Source organism: Xanthomonas sp. LMG 12460, from assembly GCF_009192895.1.
Taxonomy (GTDB): Bacteria; Pseudomonadota; Gammaproteobacteria; order Xanthomonadales; family Xanthomonadaceae; genus Xanthomonas_A; species Xanthomonas_A sontii.
The window spans coordinates 1-7,603 of record NZ_NKUH01000131.1 but is presented as its reverse complement, the minus strand read 5'-3'; the positions used below and the strand labels follow the sequence as shown (position 1 = coordinate 7,603).

Genomic DNA, 7,603 nt, shown 5'->3' with positions numbered 1-7,603 from the left:
CCTCTCCCGTTGGGGCGACAGGGTGCGCGCGCCAGTGGCGCAGGCCGCACCCTGTCGCCCCAACGGGAGAGGGGCTAGGTGCTCAGTAGCGGGCCGAGGCCAGCGCCTGCGCGCGCTCCAGTTGCTCGGCGATGCGCTTGCGCGCCTGCTGCAGTTCCTGGCGGGTGGCGTCTTCCTTGGCCGCCGGCACCAGCTCGGCATCGATCACCGACAGCGCGTCGGAGTACTGCCGCACCACTGCCGCCGCGTAGGCGTTCATGTAGGCGGAGTTGTCCTTTTCATCGCCCAGCGCCTGCAACTGCGCGCGGCCCTTGGCCACCTGCGCGGCGATCTTCTCCGCATCGCCGGGGCCACCCTTGCCGGCTGTGGCCGGGTCGGCGTCGTGGTGCACGGCGACGGTCTCGCGGGCGAAGTCGGCCACGGTCTTGCTGACGTTGCGCGACAGCGCCTGCTTGGACAGCGCCACCACGTTGCCCTCCAACACCTGCAGCATCGCCTTGGCCGAGGCATCGCCACCGATCGGCGCGCGTCCGCTTTCGCCACCGACCGGCGCGGCGGTGGGCTCCGGCGAGGTGGCCGGTGCGGTGCGCGAGGCCTGGTCGCCGGGCTTGCCGCAGCCGCTCAGCGCCACGGCGGTGAGCGCGGCAAGCAGGGTCAGGCGGACGGGATGAAGAGGTGAGGTCATGGAACGCTCCTGGTTGGTCTGCGTTCCACCATGCCCAGCCAGCGCGCAAACCTGCGTGAATCGGCGGCGGCTGGCCAGGATGCAGGGCGCAATCGCGCGTACCGGGAGCGACTTGTAGGTTGGCGGAGTGATGACGGAGTCGCACCGCGGCAGATGCTCAATCGCTGATCGCCGCCATCGCGCCCCCGATGCCGGAGCCGGCCTGGCGCGGCCGGCTCCGGCGCTGCTCAGCCGCAGCAGTAGCAGACCAACGGCTTTCCTGGTCCGCCCGGCCCCAACTCGCCGCCGAACGGCGCGCACTCCTGCTGGCAGGCCCAGGCGCTGCAGGCCGCCTCCTTCTCGATTCCGTCGCCGGCGGTCGCCTGCACCGCGCCGAAGCCCATGCTGGCCAGGAACACGGCTGCAAGCATCCCGTTGCGTAACGCTGTCCAACGCTGTTTCATGGCTTACTCCTCGATGGTTGCCAAGGCCGGCGGCGCATCCGTGCGACGCACTGCGGCCATCAGGTCCTGCATCCGCTCCGTGGTCTCGAAAACGCCGACGCGCGCATAGCGCACGCGTCCTTCGTGGTCCAGCGCCAGCAGCGTCGGCACGTTGCGCGCGCGGAACAGCATCAGTGCGCGGCGGTCGGTCAACGTGGTCACCGGAAACGTGAAGCCTTGCTCGGCGGCGTAGCGCTGCGCCTGTGCTGGGCTGCACTGGCACACGCCCAGCACCTGCACGTCGGGCTGCTGCGCGGCCAGACGCTGCGCGGCCTGCACCATCTGCGGCGCCGAGCGCTTGCAGTACGGGCAGGTGGTGGTGAAGAAGAACAAGACCTGCCGCTCGGCCGCCGGCTCACCCAGCGTCAGCGGCGCACCGTCCAACGTGGTAGCGGCGATGCGCGGCACGTACATGCCCAAATACGGCTCGGTGGTGCGGGTGACGAACCAGCGCCGTTCCTCGCGCAGACCGCGGTTCTGCCAGGCCAGCACCAGCACCAACGCGCAGGCCGCCAGCACCGCCAACCAATTCCAGGGAAACCGCCGTGCCATGCCGTGTGCCCATGTCGCCGTGTTCCCTGCAGGCTGCGCAGCGGTGGCGCACAGGTCAACGCTTTGCGCGCACGTACAGCGACTACGTGATCAGGCTGGGGATCGAGTCACGTGCACCATGGGCGCGCATTCCAGCAGTGTGGCGCATATGTGGGCATGCAGCGCAGGCGCGGGCATTTGCTGACCTTATCGCGTGCTCGGCGCATGCACGGTGCGAGAGCAGCGGCACGGGGGATGCATCGCATGGTCGACGCACGGGTAGCGTTACGTCGCTCGAGATTGCTCTCAAGCGCTGCGCTTCCGAAGACAGGCCAGGCAGTCGAACGTTTGAACTGAGCCGAGGCACCAAGCTGCACGGATTGAATGCGCTGTTAGGCCGCATACTAAACAGCTAAAAGTGCCGGGTCATACCAGACGCCCACGTGCCCAGGAGCTAGAAGCACTCGCCAGCCAGGCCCCAGAGCCAGGTAAGGAACGATCGACGGGACGTGCGCTACGAGATGATGGACGTGAAGCGGCTGAAAGAAGTCAGGATGATCGGATAACTCTCCGCCCCAGACATACCAGCCGCACGTATCTTTTTGCGGGGATGCCGCAGAGCATTGAGTGGAACTTGCGGGAGAGTAGAAAGTGCGACGCCCACGCGCTCGTCCTCACCGGGAGGATCAAACAGCGAGTGGAATTTCTTGCAAATCTCTGCCTGTGACGGAATCTGACTCATGCAGCTTAAAGTTTTAGTTAAGCAGTGCGAGGTACGCGCATCCAATTTGAACGAATGGCTAGACATTGTGCGCCTGGTGCCAGCGCCTAGCTAATGCGAATGCTCGATGGCGAACACTTTGCGAGAAAGGTCCCTTGACCATGGCGTCAAGCACCTGAGCTATTTCACTATCGATTGGCGCCCCCTCTTCAAGCCAGCCAATAGCGAGCCCGGCCCAGTAATCAGAAGGCCAGATTGCACTCAAGCCAGCAAGAACGACATCTCGCGGTGGTGCGAGAGTCGCGTCATATGCAGCAAACGAAGCTTCAAGGTATAAAACGAGCTTCCGTTGATCCATATTGATGTCTAACGCTTGCATTAAGCGGATCGCGCCAGCGAGTTTGCTTGGATGAAGTGTTAGGCGCCAGTGCTGACGGCGCCGGTGCTGACCAAGGATACCGTGGTGCCCAAAGGAATACCCTCCGCCCGCTTCATACACTCCTTCCCAGTATCCCAGCCCCGGACTCGCCAGGATCACGGCACCTACGCCAACGCCGCACTGATCTGCGCCGCCGCATCGCACACCGCGCGCATCGCCGCCTGTGCGTCGATCGGTTGCGGGCGACGTTCGATGAAGGGCACGGTCAGGGTGTAGCGGGCGACGCCGTGCTGCAGGATCGGCGCGGTGAGGTCGATCACGCCGACCACCGCCTCGCTGGGGTGGATGCTGTAGCCCAGCGCGTGCACTTCCTGCGCCGCGGCCAGGAACGCGGCGCGGTCGTACGCCACCTCGCTGGCGTCCAGGCGCTGCAGCAATTGCGCCTGCGCATCGGCCGGCTGGAAAGCGAACAGCACCAGGCCGGAGGTGGAGTGCGCGAACGGGCGACGGTGGCCGGGGCGCACCACCAGGCCGAGGTCGCTGGGCACGTCCATCTGCGCGATGACCACGATCTGGTCGTCCGACGGCGCCACCAAGTGGCAGGGCTGGCGGATCGCATCGGCCAGCGCGCGCATCACCGGCAGCGCCACTTCGGTGACGTTCTGCACCCGCGGCTGCTGCATGCCGAGCATGAACAGGCGATTGGTCAGCGTGTAGCCGCCCTCGCCCGCAGTACGGGTCAGGTAGCCGCGCTCTTCCAGCACCTGCAGCATGCGGAAGATCTCGCCGCGCGAGCGGCCGATGCCCTGCGAGATCTCGCCCATGCTCATCGGCCGCCCGTCGCGCGCCAGCAGCTCCAGGATGTCCAGCCCCTTGTCCAGGGCGGGCGCGCGGTACTTGGGCAAGGGGGTGGTCATTCCGTCGAGGACCCGGCAGCAGGTGAAGAGGACTAGGGTACAGGGACGCCGCACCGGCTCGCACCGCCTGGGGCCCGCAGCCCACGCGTCGATGCTGCATTGCAATCCACATATGAACTCAAATTTTATATTTGCATGGCACTCGCCGGCGCAGTACGCTCCGCCGACAATCCGAACGCGACGCGGCACACCTTGGGAGGGGTAGGCGGCAATGCACTACAGCAGCGAATCCGCCACACCGGCATCCGCCAGTCTCACCCGGACCGCGCTTGCGCCGTTGGTCCTGATCGTCAGCCTGTTCTTTCTCTGGGGCATGGCGAACAACCTCAACGACATCCTGATCAAGCAGTTCAAGAAGGCCTTCGAGCTGACTGATCTGCAGGCCGGGCTTGTGCAGAGCGCGTTCTACCTGGGCTACTTCGTGTTCGCGATCCCGGCGGCGATGTTCATGCGCCGCTACAGCTACAAGGCCGCGGTGGTGCTGGGCCTGCTGCTGTACGCGGTCGGCGCGTTCCTGTTCTACCCCGCCGCGCAGGTGCACACCTACTGGCTGTTCCTGCTGGCGCTGTTCGTCATCGCCAGCGGCCTGGCCTTCCTGGAAACCACTGCCAACCCGCTGGTCACCGTGCTCGGCCCCGCCGAGGGCGCGGCGCGGCGGCTGAACCTGGCGCAGGCGTTCAATCCGCTGGGGTCGATCACCGGCATCCTGGTCGGCCAGCACTTCATCCTCTCCGGCGTGGAGCACACGCCACAGGAACTGGCGGCGATGACGCCGGCCGCGCGCGAGGCCTTCTTCGCCACCGAGTCGCTGGCGGTGCAGACGCCGTACCTGATCATCGGTGCGGTGGTGCTGCTGTGGGCGCTGCTGATCGGTCTGACCCGCTTCCCCGCCACCCGCGCCGGTGGCGATGGCGCGCGCGCCGGCGGCTTCGGCCAGTTGCGGCGCAATGGCCGTTTCGTGTTCGCGGTGATCGCGCAGTTCTTCTACGTCGGCGCGCAGGTGGGCATCTGGAGCTACCTGATCCGCTACCTGCAGGACGGCGTGCCCGGCACCCCGGAGAAGACCGCCGCCGATTTCCTCACCCTGTCGCTGGTGCTGTTCATGGCCGGCCGCTTCATCGGCACCGCGCTGCTGCGCTTCCTGGCGCCGGCACGGCTGCTGGGCGTGTTCGCCCTGCTCAACCTGCTGCTGTGCGCGGTGGCGGTGGCGCTGCCGGGCTGGATCGGCCTGTATGCGCTGGTCGCCAGCAGCCTGTTCATGTCGGTGATGTTCCCGACCATCTTCGCCCTGGGCCTGGACGGACTGGACGACGACGCGCGCAAGCTGGGGGCCTCGCTGATCGTCATGGCGATCATCGGCGGCGCCGCGTTGACCGCCGTGATGGGCGCGGTGTCCGACCATGCCGGCATCCACTGGGCGCTGGCGGTGCCCGCGATCGGCTTCGCGGTGATCCTCGGCTTCGCGCTGCATGCGGCGCGAAACCGCGTGGCGCCCCTTCCCTCCGCCCGTGGAGCCTGAACCATGCCGCGTCATTGCTACCTGCTGGACCTGCACGACGACCCGGCGCTGATCGCCGAATACGAACGCTGGCACCGGCCCGACACCGTGTGGCCGGAGATCGTCGCCTCGCTGCGCGCCGCCGGCATCCGCGAGCTGGACATCCACCGCTGCGGCGACCGCCTGGTGATGCTGATGGAGGTGGACGAGGACTATTCGCCCGCCGCCAAGGCCGCCGCCGACGCCGCCGATCCGCGCGTGCAGGCGTGGGAGGAGTTGATGTGGCGCTTCCAGAAACCCCTACCCGGTTCGGCGCCCGGCGAGAAATGGCGCGAAGCGCTGCAGATCTTTTCCTTGCAGGCGGCGCTGGCCGCGCAGGAGCGCAACGGCGCGGGCTGAGGTATTGCGTGGGCGTACGCGTGTGTTGGAAAGCCGGCGCCGAGCGCGCGCGAGACCGGTTGGTTTACCGCTTCGCTCGTCGCGGCTGAAGCCGCTTCTACGGTTGCAGAGAGTGCGGCAGGTGCGGTTGCAGAGGTCGCGGCAGGCGCGGCGGATGCTGTGTGACGTGTGTGGGAGGGACTTCAGCCCCGAGTGCTGTCGAAGCTGGTGCGTTCACAGGTTCGTGCGTCGCGACTGAAGTCGCTCCCACAGCGAGCGATCCAGCACCGCTGCCGCCGCCGTCACAGGAGCGGCTTCAGCCGCGACAGATGCACTGGCAACCACCGCAACCGGCGCGCTTCCTTCGGCGGAAGCGCACCAAGGTCGCTGGCGTCAGCCGACCTGCGCGGCCAGATCCGCGCTCCAGAACGGGCCATCCGGATACAGGAACTGGGTGACCGAGGCGGCGTGCATCTCGGCCGAGAAGCCCGGCGTGGTCGGCGCCAGATAGCGGCCGTGGACGATCCGCACCGGATCGACGAAGTGCTGGTGCAGGTGGTCGACGAACTCGATCGCGCGGTCTTCCATCTTGCCGGTGATGGCGACGAAATCGGCCATCGCCAGATGCTGCACCAGTTCGCACAGGCCCACGCCGCCGGCATGCGGAAACACGCGCACGCCGAACTTGGCCGCCAGCAGCAGGATCGCCAGGTTCTCGTTGACGCCGCCCACGCGCGCGGCGTCGATCTGGATCAGGTCCACCGCGCCGGCCTGCAGCAACTGCTTGAACACCACCCGGTTCTGGGTGTGCTCGCCGGTGGACACCGGCACCGGGGCGATGCCGCGGCGGATCGCGGCGTGGCCGAGCACGTCGTCGGGGCTGGTCGGCTCCTCGATCCAGGCGATGTCGAATTCGGCGAGCTGGCGCATCCAGGCGATCGCCGGGCCCACGTCCCAACGCTGGTTGGCGTCCACCGCCATGGCGATGTCCGGGCCGATCGCGGCGCGCGCCAGGCGGCAACGGCGGATGTCGTCCTCCACGTTGGCGCCGACCTTGAGCTTGATGGTGCGGAAGCCATCGGCCACCGCTTCCTTGGCCAGGCGCACCAGCTTCTCGTCGGAATAGCCGAGCCAGCCGGGCGAGGTGGTGTAGGCCGGATAGCCCTGTTCGAGCAGGGTCTGGATACGCTCGTCGCGCAGCGGTTGGGCATCGCGCAACATGGCCAGCGCCTCGTCCGGGGTCAGCGCGTCGCTGAGGTAGCGGAAGTCGATCGCGGCCACCAGTTGTTCCGGCGACAGCTCGGCGATGAAGCGCCACAGCGGCTTGCCGGCGCGGCGCGCGGCCATGTCCCAGGCGGCGTTGACCACGGCGCCGATGGCCATGTGCATCACGCCCTTCTCCGGGCCCAGCCAGCGCAGCTGCGAGTCGTCGGTGAGGCTGCGCGCGAACCCGCCCAGGTCGCCGATCACCGTCTCCACGTCGCGGCCGACCACGTGATGCGCCAGCGCCGCCACCGCCGCGCTCTGCACGTCGTTGCCGCGGCCGATGGTGAAGGCCAGGCCGTAGCCGGCAAGGCCGTCGTCGGCATCGGTACGCAGGCGCAGATAGGCGGCCGAATAATCCGGATCCGGATTCATCGCATCGGAACCGTCCAGTTCGCGCGAGGTGGGGAAACGGACGTCGAAGGTCTCGAGCGCGACGATTTTGCTCATGGGGATCCTGGTGGGTGAGGCGGAAAGAGAAACAGTCGAAAACAACGATGGAGCAGCCCCTCTCCCCCCGGGAGAGGGGTTGGGGTGAGGGTGCGGCGCGAAGCGTCTCGCAGTGTCAGGACGCACGAGGCTGCGCCCGCACCCTCATCCGCCCCTTCGGGGCACCTTCTCCCAGCGGGAGAAGGAAAGGCTGCAAGCCCATCTCCCGTCGGGAGAGGGGTTGGGGTGAGGGTCCGCCCGCACGGCATATCCAACCTCCAGTCATCCCACATCCCGCTAGGCGCTCGCCGGCACGGCGT

General features: G+C 67.5%; 8 protein-coding genes. 2 read left to right on the top strand and 6 right to left on the bottom strand.

Annotation, left to right across the window (positions count from 1 at the left end; translation table 11 throughout):
- Positions 1-82 precede the first annotated feature (82 nt).
- The 5 genes from CEK66_RS19580 to CEK66_RS19560 all read right to left on the bottom strand — a co-directional run bounded on the left by CEK66_RS19580 (position 83) and on the right by CEK66_RS19560 (position 3,715).
- Positions 83-685, bottom strand: a complete 603-nt coding sequence (locus tag CEK66_RS19580; RefSeq protein ID WP_193312724.1) for a hypothetical protein — start codon at positions 683-685, stop codon at positions 83-85.
- A gap of 227 nt (positions 686-912) precedes the next feature.
- On the bottom strand, positions 913-1,128 hold the full coding sequence (locus CEK66_RS19575) for a hypothetical protein (RefSeq protein ID WP_026143700.1): 216 nt from the start codon (positions 1,126-1,128) through the stop codon (positions 913-915).
- Positions 1,129-1,131: 3 nt separating this feature from the next.
- On the bottom strand, positions 1,132-1,692 hold the full coding sequence (locus CEK66_RS19570) for a TlpA disulfide reductase family protein (RefSeq protein WP_193312725.1): 561 nt from the start codon (positions 1,690-1,692) through the stop codon (positions 1,132-1,134).
- A gap of 520 nt (positions 1,693-2,212) precedes the next feature.
- A complete protein-coding gene (locus CEK66_RS20475; protein ID WP_193312723.1) occupies positions 2,213-2,440 on the bottom strand; it encodes a hypothetical protein in 228 nt (75 codons plus the stop codon).
- 522 nt (positions 2,441-2,962) lie between these two features.
- Positions 2,963-3,715, bottom strand: coding sequence for an IclR family transcriptional regulator (locus CEK66_RS19560; RefSeq protein WP_017910861.1), 753 nt, complete (start codon positions 3,713-3,715; stop codon positions 2,963-2,965).
- Positions 3,716-3,926: 211 nt separating this feature from the next.
- Between CEK66_RS19560 and fucP the strand changes: the two genes are divergently transcribed.
- A complete protein-coding gene (fucP, locus tag CEK66_RS19555) occupies positions 3,927-5,234 on the top strand; it encodes an L-fucose:H+ symporter permease (RefSeq protein WP_152238013.1) in 1,308 nt (435 codons plus the stop codon).
- Positions 5,235-5,237: 3 nt separating this feature from the next.
- Positions 5,238-5,612 (top strand): L-rhamnose mutarotase, encoded by a 375-nt coding sequence (locus tag CEK66_RS19550; RefSeq protein WP_152238012.1) that lies wholly within the window; start codon positions 5,238-5,240, stop codon positions 5,610-5,612.
- A gap of 372 nt (positions 5,613-5,984) precedes the next feature.
- Here CEK66_RS19550 and CEK66_RS19545 read toward each other — a convergent pair whose 3' ends face one another.
- Positions 5,985-7,304 (bottom strand): L-fuconate dehydratase, encoded by a 1,320-nt coding sequence (locus tag CEK66_RS19545; protein WP_152238011.1) that lies wholly within the window; start codon positions 7,302-7,304, stop codon positions 5,985-5,987.
- Between the last annotated feature and the right edge of the window lie 299 nt (positions 7,305-7,603).